Annotated in this window: 19 protein-coding genes; 4 read left to right on the top strand and 15 right to left on the bottom strand. The window is 61.8% G+C overall.

Going from position 1 to position 22,384, the window contains the following annotated elements:
* The first annotated feature begins 16 nt into the window (after window positions 1–16).
* Genes ACQ450_RS11365 through ACQ450_RS11355 form a run of 3 tightly spaced genes read left to right on the top strand, consistent with a single transcriptional unit; the run spans window position 17 to window position 4,432 of the window.
* Entirely contained in the window at window positions 17–1,558 is a 1,542-nt protein-coding gene (locus ACQ450_RS11365) for a multicopper oxidase family protein (RefSeq protein ID WP_431469346.1), read from the top strand.
* Window positions 1,559–1,571: 13 nt separating this feature from the next.
* Window positions 1,572–3,911, top strand: coding sequence for a heavy metal translocating P-type ATPase (locus ACQ450_RS11360; protein ID WP_010240409.1), 2,340 nt, complete (start codon window positions 1,572–1,574; stop codon window positions 3,909–3,911).
* Between the two features lie 29 nt (window positions 3,912–3,940).
* The gene (locus ACQ450_RS11355) at window positions 3,941–4,432 is read left to right on the top strand and encodes a hypothetical protein (RefSeq protein WP_230782967.1); all 492 of its coding nucleotides are present in this window, start codon (window positions 3,941–3,943) and stop codon (window positions 4,430–4,432) included.
* Between the two features lie 17 nt (window positions 4,433–4,449).
* Here ACQ450_RS11355 and ACQ450_RS11350 read toward each other — a convergent pair whose 3' ends face one another.
* Together ACQ450_RS11350 and ACQ450_RS11345 are read right to left on the bottom strand one after the other, a co-directional pair.
* Window positions 4,450–6,402 (bottom strand): cytochrome c/FTR1 family iron permease, encoded by a 1,953-nt coding sequence (locus ACQ450_RS11350; RefSeq protein WP_054522849.1) that lies wholly within the window; start codon window positions 6,400–6,402, stop codon window positions 4,450–4,452.
* A 96-nt stretch (window positions 6,403–6,498) separates the two neighbouring features.
* Window positions 6,499–7,116, bottom strand: coding sequence for a cation transporter (locus tag ACQ450_RS11345; protein WP_119511747.1), 618 nt, complete (start codon window positions 7,114–7,116; stop codon window positions 6,499–6,501).
* 75 nt (window positions 7,117–7,191) lie between these two features.
* Here ACQ450_RS11345 and ACQ450_RS11340 point away from each other — a divergent pair, with 75 nt between their 5' ends.
* Window positions 7,192–7,590 carry a MerR family transcriptional regulator gene (locus ACQ450_RS11340; RefSeq protein ID WP_088712478.1) on the top strand — a complete coding sequence of 133 codons (399 nt, stop codon included), beginning with the start codon at window positions 7,192–7,194 and terminating at the stop codon, window positions 7,588–7,590.
* Window positions 7,591–7,727: 137 nt separating this feature from the next.
* Here the strand turns inward: ACQ450_RS11340 and ACQ450_RS11335 are convergent, their stop codons facing one another.
* From ACQ450_RS11335 to ACQ450_RS11275, 13 genes are all read right to left on the bottom strand, one after another.
* Window positions 7,728–9,122: an aldehyde dehydrogenase family protein gene (locus tag ACQ450_RS11335; RefSeq protein WP_431469345.1), complete on the bottom strand. Its 1,395-nt coding sequence runs from the start codon at window positions 9,120–9,122 to the stop codon at window positions 7,728–7,730.
* Window positions 9,119–10,759 carry an acetolactate synthase large subunit gene (locus tag ACQ450_RS11330; RefSeq protein WP_431469344.1) on the bottom strand — a complete coding sequence of 547 codons (1,641 nt, stop codon included), beginning with the start codon at window positions 10,757–10,759 and terminating at the stop codon, window positions 9,119–9,121. The genes ACQ450_RS11335 and ACQ450_RS11330 overlap by 4 nt, the downstream gene beginning before the upstream one ends.
* 91 nt (window positions 10,760–10,850) lie before the next feature.
* The gene (locus ACQ450_RS11325; protein ID WP_230782970.1) at window positions 10,851–11,330 is read right to left on the bottom strand and encodes a hypothetical protein; all 480 of its coding nucleotides are present in this window, start codon (window positions 11,328–11,330) and stop codon (window positions 10,851–10,853) included.
* Window positions 11,331–11,354: 24 nt separating this feature from the next.
* Window positions 11,355–11,984 carry a cation diffusion facilitator family transporter gene (locus ACQ450_RS11320; RefSeq protein WP_008603820.1) on the bottom strand — a complete coding sequence of 210 codons (630 nt, stop codon included), beginning with the start codon at window positions 11,982–11,984 and terminating at the stop codon, window positions 11,355–11,357.
* Complete coding sequence (locus ACQ450_RS11315) at window positions 11,981–12,352, bottom strand: STAS/SEC14 domain-containing protein (protein WP_123880457.1); 372 nt, start codon at window positions 12,350–12,352, stop codon at window positions 11,981–11,983. The genes ACQ450_RS11320 and ACQ450_RS11315 overlap by 4 nt, the downstream gene beginning before the upstream one ends.
* A gap of 22 nt (window positions 12,353–12,374) precedes the next feature.
* A complete protein-coding gene (locus ACQ450_RS11310) occupies window positions 12,375–15,638 on the bottom strand; it encodes an efflux RND transporter permease subunit (protein ID WP_151886420.1) in 3,264 nt (1,087 codons plus the stop codon).
* A 37-nt stretch (window positions 15,639–15,675) separates the two neighbouring features.
* Window positions 15,676–16,824, bottom strand: coding sequence for an efflux RND transporter periplasmic adaptor subunit (locus ACQ450_RS11305; RefSeq protein WP_431469343.1), 1,149 nt, complete (start codon window positions 16,822–16,824; stop codon window positions 15,676–15,678).
* A gap of 11 nt (window positions 16,825–16,835) precedes the next feature.
* Complete coding sequence (locus tag ACQ450_RS11300) at window positions 16,836–18,089, bottom strand: TolC family protein (RefSeq protein ID WP_119595029.1); 1,254 nt, start codon at window positions 18,087–18,089, stop codon at window positions 16,836–16,838.
* A gap of 63 nt (window positions 18,090–18,152) precedes the next feature.
* The gene (locus ACQ450_RS11295; RefSeq protein ID WP_431469342.1) at window positions 18,153–18,476 is read right to left on the bottom strand and encodes a hypothetical protein; all 324 of its coding nucleotides are present in this window, start codon (window positions 18,474–18,476) and stop codon (window positions 18,153–18,155) included.
* A gap of 174 nt (window positions 18,477–18,650) precedes the next feature.
* On the bottom strand, window positions 18,651–19,604 hold the full coding sequence (gene dmeF / locus ACQ450_RS11290) for a CDF family Co(II)/Ni(II) efflux transporter DmeF (protein WP_431469341.1): 954 nt from the start codon (window positions 19,602–19,604) through the stop codon (window positions 18,651–18,653).
* A gap of 131 nt (window positions 19,605–19,735) precedes the next feature.
* Window positions 19,736–20,674, bottom strand: a complete 939-nt coding sequence (locus tag ACQ450_RS11285) for a DUF2493 domain-containing protein (RefSeq protein ID WP_431469340.1) — start codon at window positions 20,672–20,674, stop codon at window positions 19,736–19,738.
* Between the two features lie 220 nt (window positions 20,675–20,894).
* Window positions 20,895–21,335, bottom strand: a complete 441-nt coding sequence (locus tag ACQ450_RS11280; protein WP_221597116.1) for a hypothetical protein — start codon at window positions 21,333–21,335, stop codon at window positions 20,895–20,897.
* Window positions 21,336–21,346: 11 nt separating this feature from the next.
* Complete coding sequence (locus ACQ450_RS11275) at window positions 21,347–22,276, bottom strand: ArdC family protein (RefSeq protein WP_221597114.1); 930 nt, start codon at window positions 22,274–22,276, stop codon at window positions 21,347–21,349.
* Between the last annotated feature and the right edge of the window lie 108 nt (window positions 22,277–22,384).

Raw genomic sequence — 22,384 nt, 5'->3', positions numbered from 1 at the left:
GCAAAAACAGGTGAATATGCCCGGTATCGACAGGCCCGACTTTAAGGATCGCCGCGACTTCATGAAAAGCGCCGGCCTCGCGGCGACGGGTTTCGCGGCGCTGCCGCTGGTGGGTTGCGACACGCAAAGCAGGGTGTCGCTCGATCAGCGAGGAGCAAGCAATCCTCTTGCCATACCTCGGCTACAGGCCGGAACGATCGAACGGGGCGAGCGTGTCTTTCGCCTGTCCCTGACACCGGGCGAGAAAGAATTCGTGCCCGGCACGCCGTCACCGACGATCGGTATCGACGCATCCTATCTCGGTCCGACCCTCGAAATGCGCCGCGGCGAACAGGTTCGCTTTCATATCGACAACAAGCTTGCCGAGGATGCGACCGTCCACTGGCATGGTTTCGAACTTCCCGCCACCGCGGATGGCGGACCGCACCAACTCGTGCGGCCCGGCGAACGCTGGAGCCCGTCCTTCGAAATACGCCAGCGCGCTTCGCTATACTGGTATCATTCTCATACGCATCGCCGGGCCGGACCACAGGTCTATGCCGGACTTGCTGCCCCGATCTACGTGCGCGACGAGGAAGAGGATCGCCTCGATCTGCCGAGCCGGTACGGTGTAGATGATATCCCGCTCGTCGTGCAGGATCGCGTGATCGACAGCTCAGGCCGCCTCGTTTACCCGCTCAACATGCACTCGCGGATGATGGGGGTGATAGGTGAGCGCATCTATGTGAACGGAACGGCCAATGCCGTTTTCGACGCCACCGCCGGTCCGCTGCGCCTGCGGCTTCTCAATGGATCGAATGCGCGGTTCTACACCTTCTTGCTCGAAGGTGATCGTCCGATGCAACTCATCGCAAGCGATGGCGGCCTGCTTGCCGCGCCAAGCGAGGTTCGCAGTCTTACCCTTGCCCCAGGCGAACGCGCCCAACTGATCGTCGATCTTTCCGAAGGGCGCCCGCTCCGGCTGATTGCCAGCAGCCCTGCTAACGCCATGGGCATGATGGGCGGGCAAGGCGGGGGTATGATGGGCGGCGGAATGATGGGAAACCGGGCCGATCGCGAGAGGCAGGGGCGCACGTTTTCGATCCTCGATATGCGCCCCTCAGGCGCGTCAACTCCAGTAATGCTCCCGCCCACTCTGGCCGCGCTTGCTGCGCCAGACCCCTCACTCGCCGTTCGCAGCCGCCGTTTCGTGCTCGATATGGGCATGATGGGCCGGGGCATGTCGATCAACGGCGAAACCATGGACATGGACGTCATCAATCAGCGCGTACCGGTGGGTCAGTGGGAAATATGGGAAATCGCCAACGCATCGATGATGGCCCATCCCTTTCATATTCATAACGTGCAGTTCCGCTTGCTCGACCGGGACGGTCGGCCTCCGCGGGCGGAAGAGGCGGGCTTCAAGGACACCGTAATCGTCAACCCGCGTGAACAGGTCAGGCTGCTGTTGCGGTTCGAAGAAAATACCGATCCCGACACTCCCTACATGTATCACTGCCATATCCTCGAGCACGAGGACGCAGGCATGATGGGGCAGTTCGTGGTGATGGCCAATTAGGGGAGAACGACAGATGAGCGATGGGCACAATGCAATCGAGGGTATGGCGACCGACCCCGTTTGCGGAATGAGCGTGAAGATGGACGGCGCCCGCTTCGTCGATCGACACGAGGGTGGCGACCATTACTTCTGCTCCTCGCGCTGCCTCGACAAGTTCCGCGCGGATCCGGAGATGTATCTTTCGAAGGCGCACCTCGATGCTGTCGAGGATGTCCCGGAAGGTACGATATACACCTGTCCGATGCATCCGGAGATCCGGCAGCCGGGGCCGGGCTCTTGCCCGATATGCGGGATGGCCCTCGAACCCGAAACGGTCACTCTGAACGAGGGCCCCGATCCCGAACTCGTCGACATGCGGCGAAGGTTCTGGTGGAGCGCGCTCTTCACGCTGCCGCTCTTCGCCTATGCGATGGGCGACATGATCCCGTCGCGACCGTTCGATCAGGTCATCGAACCCGCTATCGCGCAGTGGCTGCAGCTCCTGCTGGCAACTCCGGTGGTGCTTTGGGGCGGCTGGCCCTTCTTCACCCGCGCGCTGCAATCGGTCCGGACCATGAACCTCAACATGTTCACCCTGATCGGCTTCGGCGTCGCCATCGCCTATCTGTTCAGCCTTGTGGCAACCCTCGCCCCGGACATCTTTCCCGAGGCATTCCGCGATCATGCGGGCCGGGTCGGCGTCTATTACGAGGCCGCAGCGGTTATCACGACCCTCGTGCTGCTCGGGCAGGTGCTCGAGCTCAAGGCGCGCGGATCGACATCGAGCGCCTTGCGAGCGCTTCTCGAACTCGCACCCCCGACCGCGATGAAGATCTTCGGTCGCGGGGACGAGCGCGAAGTACCGCTCGATGAATTGACGTCGGGGGACCTGCTGCGCGTGCGTCCGGGCGACAAGGTCCCCGTCGATGGCACGCTCGAGGATGGAAGCAGTGCCATCGACGAATCCATGATCAGTGGCGAACCCATTCCCGTCAAGAAAAGCGCGGGCGATCCCGTGATCGGGGGCACCGTAAACCAGACCGGCAGCTTCACCATGCGCGCGACGCAGGTCGGCGCGGACACCATGCTCTCGAAGATCGTGCAGATGGTCGCGGAGGCCCAGCGCAGCCGGGCACCGATCCAGCGGCTCGCCGACCAGGTCACCGGATGGTTCGTACCCATCGTCGTCCTTGTCGCTATCGTGAGTTTTGTCGTCTGGGCCATCTGGGGACCGGCACCGGCCCTTGCCTACGCGCTCGTCAACGCGGTCGCCGTTCTGATCATCGCGTGTCCCTGCGCGCTCGGACTGGCGACGCCGATGTCGATCATGACCGGTACCGGCAAGGGCGCGCAGCACGGGATCCTGATCAAGAACGCCGAAGCGCTCGAAACGCTGGAAAAGATCGATACGCTGGTCGTCGACAAGACCGGAACGCTGACCCGGGGCAAGCCTGATCTTGTCGACGTAAAACCGCAGCCAAATTTCGACGAGCAGGAATTGCTGAGCCTTGTCGCTGCCGTTGAGAGAGGAAGCGAGCATCCGCTCGCCCACGCGATCGTGGAAGGGGCTCAAAACAGGGGCGCTGCCATTCTCGACGCTTCCGATATCGAATCCGTGACCGGCGAAGGTATCCAGGCAAATGTCGACAAGCGCCTGGTCGCGATCGGGAATGAAAAGATGATGGAGCGTATAGGGGCGCTCGAAGAAGGCTGGCGGTCAACGGCGGACGAAGGCCGAAGCCTCGGACAGACGGTGATGTTCGTGGCCGTGGACGGGGCACCGGCAGGCCTTATCGCGGTCGCCGATCCGATCAAGGCAACCAGCCGCACCGCTATTGCCGCGTTGCATGAGCGCGGCATCAAGATCGTGATGCTTACCGGCGACAGCGAAGCCACCGCGCGTGCGGTAGCAAGCCAGGTCGGTATCGACGAAGTCGAAGCAAACGTCTCGCCCGAGGACAAACATCGCAAGATCGAGCAGTTGAAGAGCGATGGTCGCCGGGTCGCTATGGCCGGCGACGGCATAAACGACGCACCCGCGCTTGCCGCTTCGCATGTCGGCATCGCGATGGGAACGGGTACCGATGTCGCTATCGAAAGCGCGGGCGTGACATTGGTGCGCGGCGACCTCGTCGGCGTTGTTCAGGCGCTCGTCCTGTCTCGGGCCACTATGCGCAACATCAGGCAGAACCTGTTCTTTGCCTTTGCGTATAATGCGCTCGGAATTCCGGTCGCTGCAGGTGTCCTCTATCCATGGACCGGGTTGCTTTTGAACCCGATGATCGCGGCCGCAGCGATGAGCCTGTCTTCGGTATCGGTGATCGGCAACGCCCTGCGCCTGCGCGGCCTCGCTCTTCCCAAATTCGATACCTGAGCGATGGGGACGGGACGGAGATCGCAGGAGTGACGAATCAGACGATGCAGGATCAGGACCAAATCTCTGAGGAATCGCGCGAATGGCGCGGTGCTCATCCAGCCCTCTGGATCGCGATATTCGGAATTCTCATCGCTTTCGCCTGGGAGATGCTCCAGCTTCCTTTCTACCAGTCGGGAGGTCTGTCGCCTGCCGAGGCAGCACGTCGCTGCGGCCTGGCCTCGTTCGGCGATGCCGGGATCATGGTGGCCGCTTATCTCGGCGCCTCTGTCGGCAGTGGTAAAACGCCGTGGCTCGTAGACTGGCCGATCTCGCGTTTTGTCGTGTTCCTGGGAATCGGCCTGGCCATTACTGCCATGGTCGAAGTGCTGGCTGTCGGTGCCGACTGGGGGTGGTCCTATAGTGCAATCATGCCGCTTGTGCCCGGAACCAAAATCGGTCTCATACCGATCGCGATGTGGGTCGCGGTTCCCACAGCCTCCTTGTGGCTCGCGCGCCGTCTCGGCACCGGACCCCGCTGATCGCAAACCGGGATCACCTATCCCTCGACAGCTGCCGGCTGCGGTCCCGATGGTGATCGACTTATCCGAAATCCGGCAATCAGAGCGAGCAGCGTGAGCAATTGCGCGCCGATCGTCTCGACAGTCGGGAAGAAGCCGAGTTCGGCGAGGCGCGGCAAGCCGGCAATGAAAGTGGCGGAAAGAACTCCGGCCTCCTGGAAAGCGCCCACGCCCTTGCCCGCGAGAATGACCGCAAGGATCGCAATCAGGATAGCACTATAGCGGAAGAACTGGGTGATCGGCAGTTTGCGGCTGTAGCGCAGCATAACCCATGCGATGAACGCTAGCAGCGCGACTGCGGACAAGGCACCTGCCAATATGATGCCGCTGCTCTGCGGGTTCCACAGGGCAGCGTAGAACAGAATAGTCTCGAACGCTTCCCGGTAGACGACCACGAATGCAAGACCAAAGAGAAACCATGCCGATCCGCGCGAAAGCGCCTTGCCCATTTTTTCCTGGATATAGCGCCGCCACTCCTCGGCCTGGGATTTGCCGTGCATCCAGATCCCGACCGATACGAGAATGACAGCCGCAAGCAGCGCGCCGATCCCTTCGGTCATCTCGCGGCTCGCCCCGCTGATGCTTACGAAGTAGGTTGCTACGACCCAGGTGGCGACACCTGCGAAAAGAGCAGCGATCCACCCACCATGGATATAGGGCAATACCTCGGAGCGCTGCGACTTTTTCACAAAGGCGATCATGGCGATCACAACCAGAATTGCTTCGATCCCCTCGCGCAGGAGAATGGTGAACGCCCCGAGAAAGGTCGAGATTTCGCTGGCCGCCTCAGGAGCCAACGCTTCCTCGGCTCTTGCCAACAGACTATCGATGCGAGCCCTTAGTTGCTGTAGTTCGGATGGATTCGCACCGGACTCTATTCCGGCCCGGAATTGCCCGAGCGCCTGTTCTACCTCCCGCATCAAACCGCCATCGCGCGTTGCCAGGAGGGCCTCCAGGGGTTCAAACCCGTCGAGATAGGCAGACAGGGCAAGCTGCCGCGCTTCCTCTCGGTTGCCAGCCCGATAAGCTGACAGGCTGCGATCGAGCGTATCGCGAACGAAGGCGAGCGAACCTGCGTCATTTGCCTGTCCCACCGCATCGGGATTGGCGCGAAGATAGGCCATGACGGCGAGCGCACGGTCCTCGCCGATCTGCTCGGCCAGACTTTCCGGTGTGAGCGCGGCGAGCGTCTCGAGATCGGGGACAAGCTGGCGTATGCCATCATCTTCCCGCCAAATACGCTCGCCCTTGGCCACATCTTCAAAAGCAATGCTGCCGGCATGGAATGCAAGCGCCCAGCGATCCTCGTCGGACAGCGATGCGAAGCTGGCCATGGACGTTCCTTCCAGCCCTTGCGTGATGACCTGGTAAAGCCCGAACGCACTGCGCTGCCGCGCCCGGTCGATATCGGTGAAGTCGATCGGCGGGGGATCAAGTGCCTGCATTGCGGCCGGTGGCGCACTTCCGGCGGCGCCGTGACACGAGGCGCAGTTCTGCGCGAAGAGAGTGCGGGCGCGGTCAAGGTCGGGCGCTTGCGAAGGGGCAAGCGGAACCGGGTAGGCTGTCAGCAACGAGGCTGCCAGCGCGCGCGCTAAGCGCCCAACTCGCTCGGCGGGTTCCTTATTGGCGATCAGAGCTCGCAGCTGGTCCGATCGGCGGATGAGTGCTTGATTGTCTTTAGTATCCGGCAATGCAGCGATCTGCCGCGCCACGACATCGGAAAACTCCACCATTTCGCGATATTCGAATTCGTCGGCAACACGTCCCTCGGAAACGGCGGAGGCGTAGTCGACCGCGATATAATCGAGCAGACGCCAGGTGGTTCGCACGTCGGGTTCTTCCGCGTTCGCGGTGACGGACAGACACAGCGCAAGCGCCAGCAGAATGAGCCGCAGTGCCGGATGGACGGTGGCGGAGACGATGCGATGCATGAGGGGTCTCTATATCTGTTGCAATTAATTCGCAATAGCAGGGTGTAGACGGAAATGTATTTCCTCCAACCCCCGATCGCGGGGATATTCTGGAGTTTAGGTAGAGCGCAGTTCGCCGCGTGCCTGATTGAAGACTTCGGCACTTCCCCACACCGCCAGTCCTGCCATGATGCTCGCCACAACCAGATCGGGCCACGCACGGCCGGTGCCGAAAACGCCAATCGCTGCCGCCAGCACGGCGATATTACCGATCGCGTCGTTGCGCGAACAGATCCACACCGAGCGCATGTTCGCATCGCCCGAGCGATACCGGAACAGCATCGCGGCGACGGCGAGATTTACCGCCAGAGCAAGAGAACCGATGGCGCCCATCGTTCCCGGGTCGGGCGACGCCCCGACAAAGAAACCCCAGATGGCCGAGCCGAGCACCCACAGGCCGAAAGCCAGCATGGTCGCCGCCTTTACGAGAGCCGCACGTGCGCGCCAGACGAGCGCCATCCCCGCTACGCCAAGACTGATAGCATAGTTTGCCGCATCACCGAGAAAGTCGAGCGCGTCGGCCTGCAAGGCGCGCGAATCCGCAGCAATGCCTGCCACGATCTCCACACCGAACATGATTGCATTAAGGCCCAGCGCGATCCACAGAATGCGCCGCCATGTCGGATCGTTGTTGTTTGCACCGGCCTCATCGGGGCCGCAGCAGGTCTTTCCCATTTACTCGACTCCTTGCGTCGATCCGCCCTATGCACCTTGTAGTAACTACAAGGTCAAGCGGCAGGAGCCTTTGTCATGAGAATTGGTCAACTTGCCCGGATAACCGGCGTCAAATCCGAAACAATCCGCTTCTACGAGCGCGAAGGTATCCTCGCTGCCCCTCCGCGCACGAAGGCCAATTATCGCGACTATGGACCTGCAGAGGAAGCGCGCCTTAACTTCATACGGCGCGCGCGTGATCTCGGCTTCTCGATGGCACGCATCAGGGAATTGCTCGATCTCTCCGATGATGCCGACCGGTCCTGCGCGGGCATTGACGCTCTGGCCAGAAGCCATCTCGGCGAAGTCGAGCGCAAGATCGCCAGCCTGGAGGCGTTGCGGACGGAGCTTGGGCGCATGATCGCTGCCTGCGAGCAAGACACGGTAGGCGATTGTCGCATCATCGATGTACTTGCCGGTACCACCGAGCCTTGATGCCCGCGCCTCGTGCGCCAGTTCGGTCAGGCTCGCCGATGCACGGCTTTTGTCCGCCGCCCCTAAGAGACTTAACTTCGGGAAAGGCCGACGGGTGCGAAGCTGCCCGTGTCGCCATCCCGGGTCTGTCGAACGGGTTATGATGCTGCTGTCGGCCAGTTCCAGACGGCCATTTTTTCAATGCTCATATCCGCCATAGTGTAGGGGATCCCGCCGACGCCAAGCCCGGAGCGGCGCAGCCCTGCAAAAGGCATCCAGTCGACGCGGAATGCCGTATGGTCGTTCACCATCACAGCCGATCCCGCCAGAGACTGTATGCAATGATTGGCGATTGACAGGCGATCCGTGAATACAGCGGCCTGAAAGGCGTAAGGCAGGGCATTGGCCTGCTTGATAGCCAGGTCGATATCGTCATAGCCATACACGCAGATCACGGGGCCGAAGATTTCTTCCTGGGATACCTTGGAACTTTCGGGAGGATCGACAATGACGGTCGGGGAGAAAAGAGTATCACTCAGACGGCTTCCCCCGCACACCAGGGTGCCGCCTGCTGCGATGGCTTCATCGACCCAGCGTTCGACGCGGTCAACTTCCTCCGTTCGGATCAGGGGTCCGCATTGGGTCTGAGCATCGGCGGGATCGCCCACGACCAGCTTTTCGGCAGCTCGCCCTAGGTCATTGGCGAAGTCTTTCAATTCTGCAGCAGGGACGAATACGCGCTGTACGGAAACGCAGACCTGACCCGAATGATAGAACCCGCCTTTAAGCAACGAGGCGATCACTGCTGCGCGCTCCACGCCGTTGTCCACGATTACCGGCGCCGCGCCGCCGTGCTCGAGAGCAATGCGGGTCCCCGGCGCCAGCTTCGAGCGAAGCATCCAGCCGATTTTCGCAGAACCGATGAATGAGAAGAACGCCGTGCGCGGATCGGTTACCATTCTTTCGGCGATATCGTTGCCGCAAGGTGCGAACCGGCACCAGGCCTCGGGCAGGCCGGCTTCATGGAGAATGCTCACGAAGCTCTGGCATGACAGAGGCGTTTCCAGCGCAGGCTTGATGAGAACGGGGCACCCGGCTGCTACCGCCGGTGCAACCTGATGGACGATCAGGTTGAGGGGGTGATTGAATGCCGAGATCGCCACGACAGGACCGATCGGCTCGCGGAAGGTATATGCCGTCCTTCCCGCACCCGCTTCTGTCAGGTCCATGGGGATCTCGTGGCCGCCGCCATCGCTGAGCGCCTGAACGCACAAGTCGACGCTGCTGATCGCGCGACCGGCTTCCACGCGCGCATCGATCAGGGGTTTGCCGCCCTCCCTGACGATCTGGAGAGCCAGATCCTCGGCTCGTTCGCGCATGATATCCGCAGCCCGCCGGAGGATGGCGATACGCTCGTGCACGGCAAGCCAGCCATGGCGGTCGCGGTGGAGCAACTGCGCTTCACTCAGCCATTCATCGATTTGAGGCCAGTCGATTAGCGGCACTTCTGCAACCGGCTCGCGGTCGAACGGATTGTGAACGATCGTCTTCATAGCTCACACACCTTTGCGCCGAGTTCATCAATCAGCACCTTCTTGTTTTCGGAATAGTCGACGGGCAGATCGACGAGATGCACGCCGCCAGCCTCGAATGCGTCGTTCAGGACCGCCACAAGATCTGCGCTCCGTTCGACCCGGTGACCGGTCGCTCCATAGCTTTGTGCGTAGGTGACGAAGTCGGGATTGGAAAAGGTCAGGCCGTAGTCCGGAAAGCCGAGCTGGTCCTGCTTCCAGCGGATCATGCCGTATGCTGCATCGTTCAGAACGAGAACGACAAGGTTCAGTCCAAGCCTGACGGCCGTTTCCAGTTCCTGCGAGTTCATCATGAACCCGCCATCGCCGCATACCGCGAGCACTCTGCGCCCCGGCGCCAGCATCGCAGCCATCATGGCGGATGGAAGGCCAGCACCCATCGTCGCCAATGCATTGTCGAGCAGGATGGTGCCAGGCTCGTGGGCGATGTAGTTTCTGGCGAACCAGATCTTGTAGATGCCGTTGTCGAGCGCAACGATATCATCGCGCGCCATTACGCTGCGTACGTCGGCAACCACGCGCTGGGGGACCATTGGAAAACGTTCGTCGTCGCTGGTCTCGGAGATGTGCGATGCAATCTCGTGATGCAGGGCGGTATAATAGCTGCGGTCGCACTGCAGCTTGCCATCCAGGCGGTTTCCCAGCCGCTCGACCGATCCGGCGATGTCGCCGATGACCTCGAGCTGCGGGAAGTAGACCTGATCGACTTCGGCTGCCTTGTAATTGATATGGATGACGGTCTGCCCGCCCGGCTCCATGAAGAAGGGCGGCTTCTCCACCACGTCGTGACCGATATTGACGATCAGATCGGCCTTTTCGATTGCGCAGTGAACATAATCGCCCGACGATAGCGCCGCGGTGCCCAGATAGAGCTCGCTATCTTCATCGACCACGCCCTTGCCCATCTGGGTGTCGAAGAATGGAAAGCCGGTATCAGACACGAATTTGCGCAACGCTTTCGAAGCGCGGCGGCGGTTCGCTCCGGCACCGATCAGGAGCAATGGCCGCCCAGCCGCGATGATGCGCTCGGCCGCTTCGTCGAGCGCAGCATCTCCGGCGACCGCATAACGCCTGTAATGCGGAGGTATGACCGGTTCGATCGTTTCCTCTTCAGCGATATCTTCCGGCAGCTCGAGCAGTACAGCGCCCGGCCTTTCTTCCTGCGCCAGACGGAAACCTTCGCGAACGAGCGAGGGAATGCGATTGCCGTTCACGATCTGGGTCGAAGCCTTGCAGAGCGGCGTAAACAGGGAAACGACGTCGACAATCTGGAACTGGGCCTGTTTCGATGTCTTGATCGGTTTCTGCCCAGTAATAATGACGAGCGGAAAGGCCCCGAGCGCGGCATAGGCCGCCGGTGTGGTCAGGTTCGTGGCACCAGGCCCGAGCGTTGCCAGGCACACACCTGCCTTGCCGGTCAGGCGGCCATAGGTCGCCGCCATGAAGCCAGCGCCCTGTTCGTGACGGGCCAGAACCAGCGTGATGGCGGAAGTTCGCAGCGATTCCAGGAGATCCAGGTTCTCTTCGCCTGGAACGGCGAAAACATATTCGACGCCCTCGGCCTCGAGCGCGGCGACCATAAGATCGGAAGCTTTCATTCGTCGGTCCTCTTTTACGAGTTGCAGGGCGGTTCATGCCGTGCGCTACCAAACTGCTTGCTTGCAGCGGCCGACCTGATCGCCGCGCTTGTCAATGGTCGTGATCATGGTCTTGGCATTGGTTCTTTTCGACCTGATGGCCCGGGACCATAACCGGATCACAGTTGGCAGCGAGGCAGGCTTCGAACGTTGCATGGGTGATGGCGTGCCGCGTCTCGAGCATACCGCGAGCCCACGCCTTCACATCCTCGAAAGCCTGCAACGAAGATTCGGCAGGAACGACATGCGCCTCAAGCGCGCGATAATGCTCGCTGATGCTCCAGACTTGGACGTGATGGACGTCGGCCACGCCTTCTGCGTCACGCAGGTCGCTCACAATGCGATCGAACTCGCTTTCGTCCGGCACCGCGCCCATCAAGAGACGCACCGTGCGAGGCAACAAAGTAACGCCCTGCCAGATCACAAAGTCACCAATGACCACCGTGATGGTCAGATCGGCGATATAAAGTTCGTATCGCAGAATGAGCACGCCAGCCACGATCACACCGGCCGAAGCCAGCGCATCGGACACATTGTGCAGGAAGATCGAATAGGGTCAATTCCTCTTCTCGCCGTGTTTGGTTCCCGCATCGTCGTGGCTATCCATGTGAGCGTCGCGCAGAATCTCGATGCCGCCATAGAGAGCGATGCAAGCTACCGCGATGCCCACAACGAGGTCGGGCCAGTTGGTTCCGGTCAGCATCACAATGATGCCGGCGATAATGATCCCGCCATTAGAGATAAAGTCGTTGAAGCTGAAGGTGGTCGCCGCCCGCATATTGACGTCCTTGTTCTCCATCTTCTGCAGCAGGCGCAGGCAATAGAGATTGACCATCCCCGCGATGAACGCCATCGCCATCATCAATATCCCGCCCGGATCGGACCCTTCCACAAACCGTCGGTAAGCATCGAAGATAACCCCAGCAGAGAAGATCAGCAGCATGATGCCGGAGAAACGTGCGGCCCCGCGTTTCCAGGTCCGTGAGCGGGTCAGCGCGAGCAGGCTGAGCGCATAAACGATGGCATCGGATGAATTATCGAGGCCGTTCGCCAACAGCGCATTAGAATCGGCAAAATACCCGACCGCGAAAAAGCCGATCGCGATGGCCACGTTAAGCCACAGGACAACCCACAGGGTCTTGCGCTTTTCAGGCGACCCGACATCGACCTCATGTCCGCCACTCATGCTGCGTCCTCCTCGGTTTGTACCCAGCTTTCCGCATGACTACGCTGTGATGGCCGGAAAAACTTCATTTCGGCGCGGAAGAGTGAGGATGACAATTTCGTGCCCCACTCTTCCCATTCGCTGTCGCCGATTATGGCGATCCGGCCGAAACAATCCTTATGCCGGATGTCGAACTTGAGATCGCGCCAGAGACCTCCGAAGTTCCAACCCGAAAAGTCAGGCGCGAGCTCGATCACCATCGGGACGGTACCGGCCTCGCGCTCTGCGATATGTTCGAATTGGGGAACAAAGCGGTCATAAGCTTCATCCCCCTGCCTGCCTCCGGCACGTATCCAGAGCAGTCCGTTCTTTTCCTTCAGTGCCAGCACCGTATTCTCCTTTCCCGATCGGTCATGTGATGTCCTTCAGCTCGCGCTGCTCATCGCTTGTCACATTGCGCCGCAGCCTGTCCCACCAACGCTGTCGCCAGGTCCGGTCATCTTCTCTGGTCCCGAAAACCAGCTTCAAGATTGCGGGCAAGACGAAAAGGGTCAGCGCGGTGGCGGTGATCAACCCTCCAATGACGACTGTCGCCAAGGGACGTTGCACTTCCGCGCCGGTCCCGGTCGCAATGGCCATCGGCACGAAGCCGAGCGATGCAACGAGCGCGGTCATGAGAACCGGCCTTAGGCGCGCCAATCCACCATCGACGATGGCGTCATCGAGCGCCATGCCCCTGTCGAGCCGCTGACGGATCGCAGTCACCATCACGAGGCCATTCAAGGTCGCCACACCCGACAGGGCGATAAAGCCTACCGCCGCAGATACCGAGAATGGCATCCCGCGTAGAGCCAAGGAGAAAATCCCGCCTGCCAGGGCCAACGGGATCGCGCTGAATACGGCGAGCGCCGGCACCCAGCCCCCAACCGCCATGTAAAGCAGCAAGAGAATGACCGCGAAAGCGATAGGAATGACTATCTGAAGTCTTTCCTGAGCAGCCTGGAGGTTCTGGTATTGACCGCCCCACTCGATAAACGCGGCAGCGGGCAGTTCGACCTGCGCCGCAACCCTTTCCTGGGCCTCTTCTACAAAAGACCCGAGGTCGCGTTCTCGCACGTTGGACGAGACGATCACCAGTCTGCGTCCCTGTTCCCGGCGAACCTCCGCGAGACCATCCACCACACGGAACTCGGCAACCGAGCGTAGCGGTATGGTTGCCCCGTTCGGGAGCAGCACCGGCAAAGCACCCAACTGGTCGAAATCGTCGCGGGTCGCGTCCGACAACCGCACAACCACATCGAAGCGGCGATCGCCTTCGAAAACGAGGCCCGCAGGCCGACCGCCCAGTGCGATCGCCACCGATTGCGCAACGTCTTCGACCTTCAGCCCGTAACGGGCAATCGCTGGCCGATCGAAGGCAATATCGAGGGTGGGGAACCCGGTCACTTGCTGGACCTTGACGTCCGCGGCGCCGTCGACATTGCGCAGCACGCCCGCAACCTCGTTCGCCGCTGAGGTCATGGCGCTGAGATCGTCTCCGTAGATCTTGACGGCAACATCTCCGCGAACGCCTGCGATCAATTCGTTGAACCGCAATTCGATCGGTTGGCTGAACTCGTAAAGGTTGCCGACGAGACTGCTGAGGGCGCTCTCCATTTGCGCGACCAACTCGTCCTTGGCGAGGTCGGGATCGGGCCATTCCTCACGGGGTTTGAGGATCACGTACGCATCGGAAGCGTTCGGCGGCATCGGGTCACTGGCCACTTCCGCCGTGCCCGTCCGCGAAAAGACAAGCTCGACTTGCGGAAATTGCTCGAGCCGGTCCTCTACCCGCCTTTGCATCGCGAGCGAACGTTCGAGCGATGTCGAAGGAATACGCAGCGATTGCACGGCGATGTCGCGCTCGTCCAATTGCGGTGTGAACTCGCTCCCGAGGAAGCTGAACACGAAGGCCGCAAAGGCGAAGATGCCGACGCCGACGCCGATGACCGGCCAGGGGCGGGTGATCGCCCTGCGGACCAGCGGTCCGTATCGCTCCTTGGCGATCCGGATCGGCTTGACCTCCTTTTCGGTCAGCTTTTTGTTGAGCAGGATGGCGATCATTGCCGGGACGAAGGTCAGCGACAACACGAACGCCGAGGCGAGCGCGAGCATGACCGTGATCGCCATGGGTGAAAAGGTTTTGCCTTCGACGCCGGTAAAGGTGAGAAGCGGTGCGAAGACGAGAAGAATGATCGCCTGGCCGTACACGGTTGGCTTGATCATTTCCTGCGCGGCAAGCCGCGTTTCCGTCAACCTCTCACCAAGTGTAAGAAGTCGGCCCTCGTGTTCCTGTCGAGCCGCGAGCCTCGCGACGCTGTTCTCGACGATGATGACGGCACCATCGACGATCAGGCCGAAGTCCAGCGCACCCAGGCTCATGAGATTGCCCGAAACGCCGAGCCGGTTCATTCCGATCGATGCCATCAGCATGGAAAAGGGGATGACCAGCGCCGCGATGATCGCTGCCCGGATGTTGCCCAGCAGCAAGAACAGGATCGCAATGACCAGAAGCGCGCCCTCGACAAGGTTCTTCTCGACGGTCGCGATCGTCGCATCGACCAGGGAAGACCGGTTGTAGACGATCTCCGCGACAATTCCTTCCGGCAGGGAGCTGCGGACTTCCTCAAGCCGTTCGGCCGCCTGGGCCGAAACGGTGCGGCTATTCTCGCCCGCGCGCATGAGCACGGTGCCCACGACCGCTTCATCGCCATTCAGCGACGCCGCGCCAGTTCGAAGGTCACCGCCGATGCTGACCGTGGCGATGTCCCCTACGCGAATAGGCACTCCCTCGCGGGTGGAAACGACCGCCTGCTCGATATCCTCGACGCTGCCGAGGCGCGCATCGACCCGGGCGAGGAGGGCTTCACCGGCCCGTTCGACGAAATTGGCCCCTTCGGCGAGATTGGCCGCTTCCAGCGCGTCGATCACCTCGTCGAACGACAAACCGTAACCGGTCAATCGTGCGGGATCGGGTTGGACGAGATATTGCTTTTCGAAGCCGCCGATGGAGTCGACACCTGCCACACCGTCGACCGACCGCATGAGCGGTGCAACCACCCAGTCCTGAATGGTTCGCAGATAGGCAGCCTTGGCAACATCGCTGTCGAGCCGGTCGCCACGTTCGGTCACGAAGCTCCCGTCGGACTGCCATCCGACCGCTCCGCCCCGCGGCGCTTCCTTGCCGTCAGGATATTCGTACTCGATGGTATACATGAGCACTTCGCCCAAGCCGGTCGAGATGGGTCCCATCACCGGTTCGGCACCCTCGGGCAGCGAAGCGCTTATGGGCGTCAGCCGTTCGTTGACCTGCTGACGCGCGAAATAGATGTCGGTCCCTTCCTCGAAAATCGCGGTCACCTGGCTGAACCCGTTGCGCGATATCGAGCGTGTCATTTCCAGACCCTCGATGCCAGCAAGCCCGGTTTCGACAGGATAGGTGACCTGCGTCTCGACTTGCGAGGGCGAAAGGGCTGGTGCCTCGGTGTTGATCTGCACCTGTACGTTGGTGATATCGGGCACAGCATCGATGGGCAGGCGGAGCAAATTCACCACGCCAAAGATTGCCACACCGAGGGTCAGCACGACCATCGCCCAGCGAAAGCGCACGGCGACGTCGAGGATCATGCCGATCAGGCCATGGCGGTGGGGGCGATCCGCGTCCTGCATGTGATCAGTGTCCATGCTCGGCCTCCTCCTTCTCGAGTTCAGCCTTCAGCAAGAAGGCGTTGGCGGTGGCTATCCGCCAATTTGCTTCGAGACCGGACTCGATGACCACCCGTCCTCCCGAACGCGCACCGGTGACCACTCGACGGGTTTGAAACCCGCGGCGCGTGCGAGCGAAGATCACCTCTGCGCCATCGATTGTCTGGACGGCACTTTCCGGCACCGACATGCGGCCTGCATCGACCTCGCCCGAAGGGCGGATCCGTGCCTGCAGGAAGGCCCCGGGTTGCAGGCCGGGGATCGGCCTTGCCAGCGACAGGACCGCCGTAGCGCTGCGGCTTTCGGGATCGAGCGAGGGAGTGACGGATCGCACGCGCGCACCCACTTCCCGGTTGTCCGCGATTTCCAGCGTAGCCTCGTCGCCAGGCTGGATGCGGCTTGCTTCAGCCGACGGGAGGGCAACCTCGACCTGCATGCCGCTCGGATTCACGACCTGATAGAGTTCTTCCCCGGCATCGACGAAGGAGCCGAGAACGATAGGCGCCGAGGTCACTCGGCCCGCGAGCGGGCTCGTAACCGCAAGGGAGCGCCCGTCGCCGCTAACACCCGCCGCGGAGACTGCCGCCTGGGCGCGTGCAAGTTCCGATTGAGCAACCTGCAGATTGGCTCGGGCGGCCTCGAGATCCTGCCGCGCGGTGACATTGGCTTCGAAAAGGCGGCGCTCCCGATCGTAGGCAGCAGACAATTCGTTGACCCGCGCGCCCGCTGCGCTGAGTTGCGCCGCAAGAGCAGCGGCGTCGGCGCTCTCGATGCGGGCAATCGTCTCGCCCTGCCTCACGTAATCACCCAGCGTTTTGCCGACACTGCGGACTACGCCCGCTGCGCGGGCATCGATGCGGGCACTTGCCGTCGGGCTTGCCGCGACGGTGGCCGGAAAGACCAGCTCGACCGCCGATCCCTGACCGACGGTTTCGACCTCTATCTGGGACGCTTCGATTTGTTCGGCGCCAAGCAGGACAAGCCCTTCGGGAAGCTCGGCCTCCTCGCTCGTTTCCTCAATGTGCTGGTCGGCACTGCCACTTGGCCACAGCATAAACACTGCAGCGGCGATTGAAACGATCACGCCGATAAAAACGGCCAGACGTCTACGGTTCATTTGGAAATACCTCATTGTGCGCCGAGCCAGATCAGCGTCGCCGCCAGGCGGCCACGATCTTCCTGGGCTTGAATCAATGCTTCACGGATGGTGTCGCGCGCTTCGGCCGCAGCCAGAACTTCGATCAGCGGAAATCTGCCGTTGCGGTAGCCAATCCGAACGAGGCGCAAGGCTTCTTCGGCTTGGGGCAAGGACGTCTCCGCGAGGGTCTCGACCCGCGCTTCGGCTGCCAGAAATTGTCCGCGGGCCTGCGTGACCTCGAGTTCGAAATCGGTGCGGGCAATTGCTTCCCGCGCCGTCGCGGCGCGAAGCCGCGCTTCGGCAGCGGCGATGTTTCCCTGGTTGCGATTACTGAACGGAAACGGGATCGAAACGCCTACGAGGAACGCCTGGTCTCTGCTTTCCTCGAACCGTCGGACACCGGCGGATATCGCCGGATCCGGAATGCCTAAAGAGCGTTCCCGGGCGATCGCGGCATCTGCAGCCTCGCGTTCGGCACGGGCGATCTGGAGACGTAAGGCCGAAGGCGAGGCGAGCAGCGTTGCCGGAGGTTCGATCTCGGGGAACACCGAAGGCACGTCCGCAGCAGGTGCTGCCTCGCCCCAAAGCGCGGCCAGCGCATTCCTCGCCGCACTGTCGGCAGCCAGGGCCGCTTCAAGCTCCGCGAGCGCCTCCGCAAGTGCCGCTTCGGCACGAAGCGAACGCAAGGGAGGCTCCCGCCCGACATCGACCAGTACCCCTGCGATCCTGGCAAGCTCGCGGTTGCGCTCGACTATGTCCCGCGCGAGTTCCAATCGGGCTGCCGCAGCGACGGCTTCCACATAGCGCTCGCGCACCGATCGCCCGAGCTGAGCAACCGAGAGCGCTCCTGAAAGGGTCGCGACGCGCGCCTCCGCCTGGGCGGCGCGGACGCGCGCTCCTCGTTTGCCGCCCAATTCGAGCCGCTGGCTCAGGGACAAAGTGTACTCGGTGGCCTGCAATCCCGAAAATGCGCCGCTTCCGGCAATGTTTTCGGCTTCGAAAGCAATTTCGGGGTTGGGCCGCAGCCGCGCCTGGTCGACCAGGGCCCGCGCCGCGTCGGCTTCGGCCCGCGGTCCGATCAGGCGCGGATTTTCTGGGGGCTCATCTGCGCTGTCGACGATGCCCGCACGAGCGAGCGCAGCTTCGAGCGTCAGAAGCTCACGCTCCTGCGCCGCCACGGTCGTGGCTTGAGCGGCGAGGAACAGCCCTCCAAGGAGGACCCCTCGCCAATGAATGGCTGACATTTTTCGAAAATTCCTCTGCTGACGATCCGAACTGCGCTGCGGCATGCAGCGCGGTGACGGTCGTCAGGCGCGAGGGGGGCGCTTCAGTCGGTCGGCAATTTCGGAAGCGAGCGCTTCGGCGGGAGGCGCATCGGGAACCACGACCAAGTGAGGGACCGAATTCTTCTGCACGGTGCCGGCAAAGCTCGCCCCGTGATGGCAATGGCCGTGTCCACACACGCCGTGTTGCTCGGCCGGCGCATCCGGATCGCCCGGCACTTCATCGGCGGCTGCGGATGACGCAGACGCGCTATCGAGCGAAGCCAGAACGGGCGTGCTTCCGGGCGCCACTTCGGCACCGCAAGCAGCAGCATCCGCCGCCGTCACGAACACCATCGCGACCAGCATGAGCAGGACGACGAAAGGGTGCAGGACAAGGCGACGATAGCTTGTAGTCATGGATTCCAACGGCTCCTAGCAAACCACATCAAGATTGCAAGTTCCGTAACACGATGACGTATAAGTCTTTTGTTACAGTATAACAGTCCTCGAATACTGTTTCGGTCTTTTAGAACGGCGCGATCAGGCCGCGCGAAGCTCGGGATGCGGATGCTCGCAGCGATGAACTTCGATCGTGACGTGCACATATTCTGCATGCTCTGAAAGTCGGCTCGCATAATGGTCGGGCGCGAGCGGATCACCGGCGATGAGCGAGGCGATGACCGCATACTTGCCGGGGCCGATCCGCCAGATGTGCAGATCTCCGATCGCGGCGTCCCGGTCCTCGAGCGCCTCGCGCACCTCTGTGTACCGTTCAGAGGCCGCTTCGGCGTCGACAAGCACGGCAGCCGTATCGCGCAGCAGTGACCACGACCAGCGCCCGATCACGATTGCACCCACCAACCCCATTACCGCGTCCATCCAAGCCCAGCCGAGGTACATGCCGGCGAGAAGGGCCACGATAGCCAGGACCGAAGTCAGGGCATCGGCAAGCACGTGGAAATAGGCGGAGCGCAGATTGTTGTCGGCATGCGCATGGTCGTGGTGATGATGATGGTCGTGATCATGGCCATGGTGATGATCGGCACCAAGCAGCCAGGCACTCGCGAGGTTCACCACGAGGCCGAGCACGGCGATCCAGATCGCCTCGGTATAGGCAATCGTGAGCGGACTGACGAACCTTTGGGCCGATTCAACCGCGATCCCGATGGCGAAGATGGCGAGGACAAGCGCGCTCGCGAAGCCGGCCAGGTCGCCTACCTTGCCGGTACCGAATGTGAAACGCGGGTTGTTCGCATGGCGCTTGGCAAACCAGTAGGCGAAGGCCGCGACGCCCAAGGCACCTGCATGGGTCGCCATGTGGATACCATCGGCGAGAAGCGCCATCGATCCGGTCCACAGGCCAGCGACGATTTCGACCACCATCATCGCGGCGGTCAAGGCAACGACATAACGCGTGCGCCGCTCATGGGCGTCGTGCGAGGCGCTCAGGAAGTTGTGATCATGGGCGAGCGGATTGGAGTCGGCGTGATGCATGCGAGGCTGATACCCCGAGATGCCCTTTCCAAGAAATCCCCTCTCCAACCGAAAAGGCAATCGACGACGATTGTCTGTGATGATCGCCGCAGCCAACCGATCATAGAAATGCTGCGGCGACCAACAGACTATTATCCCTTAATCTTGGATCGGAACGTGACGGTCCTGCGATCGACCACGGTGATCCGGCGCGTCTTGGCATCGATCACTAGCCGTTCAGTCACGCCATTGCCCGGAAAGGCGACAACGTAGCGCGGATTGAGCGAGAGCATCTGCTCGTTGCGCTTGAACCCGGCGCGGGCACCAAGACGACGATCGAGCGAAAAGGTCAGCTGCTGGACTTCGCGGCGTTCAGCCCAGCTCGCTGCCAGGCGATCGGCACCCTTGCCGTCGCCGCCATGGACCAGGAAGAGATCGGGAACCGCATCGCGAACCTTGTCGAGCGTAGCCCAGATAGTGTCGGCATAACGCTTCGCATCCTCGGTGCTCCCAAAGGTCTGGCGACCACCGGCAAAGACGATTGGAGTTCCTTCCGGAATCAAAGCGTGACGACGGTTCTCAGCGCGTGCGCGTAGAAAATCGCGGGCATCGATCACGGCCGATGTGAAGTGGCGCGAATGGCTCGTGCGCGAGCCCGAAACGGGCTTCCAAGAGGAGCCGGTCTCGTCGCGGTAAAGTGCTGCCGCCGCCTCGCGCATCTGCTCAAAGGCAAGCATGCTGGCTTCGGCAGCCTGCGCGCGCTCAACCTGCTCTTCAAGATTGCTCGAATGCACTTCGGACCCGTCGGCTGATGCGAGGAGGACCCGGATCTCGTCGCTGGCCCGATCAAGTTGAGCCGACTTGCGGCTGGCTGCGCGGTGGAACAGATTGACCATGCCCCAGGCAATATCCTCGGCATCGGCTTCCAGGGCTGTGTCGGAAAACATCGCGAAGAGGTCGGACCATACGGCGCCAAGCGTCTGGTCGATCGCGTCCTCGCAGGGAAAGTCGGTCTCGTTGAAGGGGGCCGGCCTGATGCTCAGGCCTGAGAGATCGAGGCCGCTCAACTGGTCGATGAAGCTGTCGTACATGGGGTGTCTCCTGATCGCGGGGACAAGGAGAGGAGGCACCATTGCCTCGGCCCTGTCCGCCGGAGCCCGATCAGGGCCGGGAAAAGGGGGCGTGACGCACCGCGCAGCGGGAAACCTGCGGCCCTAGGCTGGCGCGGGTAACACGGGCCGACGGGCCGCAGGTTGCGGCGCGCCCCGACCGGCCCAAGGGCCTCTCCCGGCGGAGAGGGATGAGGCAGGATCAGGACCCGGTGTCGCAGGTGGATCGGGAGCGCTCGAAGATTGCTTCGCCATTCGAGAACCGCCCGACCAGGCGCAGTTCACCGAACAGGTCGATGAACCTACCCGATACCTGGCCAAGCCAGTGGCGTGTTCTCCCCGTTCGTGGGTTGTAGAAATCGGCCTCCCAGTACCGGGCATCGTCGCGTTCGGCGAGCCAGATCGCGGCAAGGCCGCAATAGGTCGATATGCCGCAATCGGCGAAAGCGTTGCGCAGGAGAATGCGGTCCTCGCGGCCGCGCCATCCATCGAAGCGCTCGAAAGAAGGAAAGGCCGCCTTCGCGGCATCGATGACCTCGTCGACGAGGCACTCGTAGGCCCAATCGACATCGTCGTCTTCGCCGTCATCAAGCAGGCGAAAGGCGACTACGGAGCCGGTCGGATAGCTGACGGAACGTCCCATCTCATTGCTCCTCAGGCCGCATCGGCGAGATCGACATCGGCCTCGCCTTCCAGGGATTGGTGACCCCCAAGGTCAAGCAACAGGCTGGCCGCTTCCTCGGCCTTGGCAGCAGCGGTCAAGATAGCGCGCTCATCCGATTTGAGGATCTTGAGCCAGGACGCGATGTAGCTGGCGTGATGGTCGAGGTGGGTGACCGGAAGACCCAGTTCGGCCCCGAGGATGGCTGAGGACAGTTCTGCGATCAGTTCTTCCGCAGCATAGGCGTCGCTGCCAAAGCGATTCTTGAGATCGCGGTCGAGCCGCGAAGAATGCCCCGTCCAGTGCGACAGCTCGTGTGCGAGCGTTGCGTAGTAGTGGTCATAGGCTTCGAAGAGTTCGGCTGGCGGCATTGTGACGCGGTCGCGCAGCGGCTCGTAATAGGCCTGCGCACCATGATGCCGCAAGTCGGCGCCGATATGGGCAAAGAAGGCATCAAGGCGGTCTTCGCGTCCTTCGGGCTCAAGCGCGGCAACGAGTGGCTTGGGGTGATAGAACTCAGGGAGGCCGTCGCACTGATCGGCATTGAACACGGCATAGGCCTTGAGCACACGCCGGTTTTCAGTGTCGGCCTCGCCTTCGGCGTTCTCGACCTCCTTGGTATAGCTCTTGTAGAAGATCGCGATGGTCGATTTCTCACCCTTGCGGACCTGGCCGCCGAGCTGCTGACACTGGCGGTACGTCATCCAGTAGGGCGAGGCGTAGCCACAGCCATCGGCCACCATCCACAACCAGAAGGTGTTCATGCCGCGATAAGGCGTCCCGCAGTAGCGCAAGGGCCGGGAGACCGGCACACCTCGCCAAGGCTTGACCCAGGGTTTTGTTCCTTGCTCGAGCTTTTCGATAATGGCGGCGGTAATGCGCTGGGCAGGCGATGTCGAAACAGAGCGGCGGGACTTGGTCATGGGAGATCTCCTGATCGCCGGAACGGAGTTGTCCCGGCTCAGGAAGAGCAAAGCTCCCTCCCCTTTCGTTTAATGGAACGCTAAGCGCCCTCTCGTCGGCCATAGAAG

Origin of the sequence: Sphingosinithalassobacter sp. LHW66-3 (genome assembly GCF_050703275.1) — a bacterium.
GTDB lineage: Bacteria > Pseudomonadota > Alphaproteobacteria > Sphingomonadales > Sphingomonadaceae > Sphingomonas.
The sequence above is the reverse complement of the archived record's forward strand: the minus strand, read 5'-3'. Positions and strand labels throughout refer to the sequence as shown.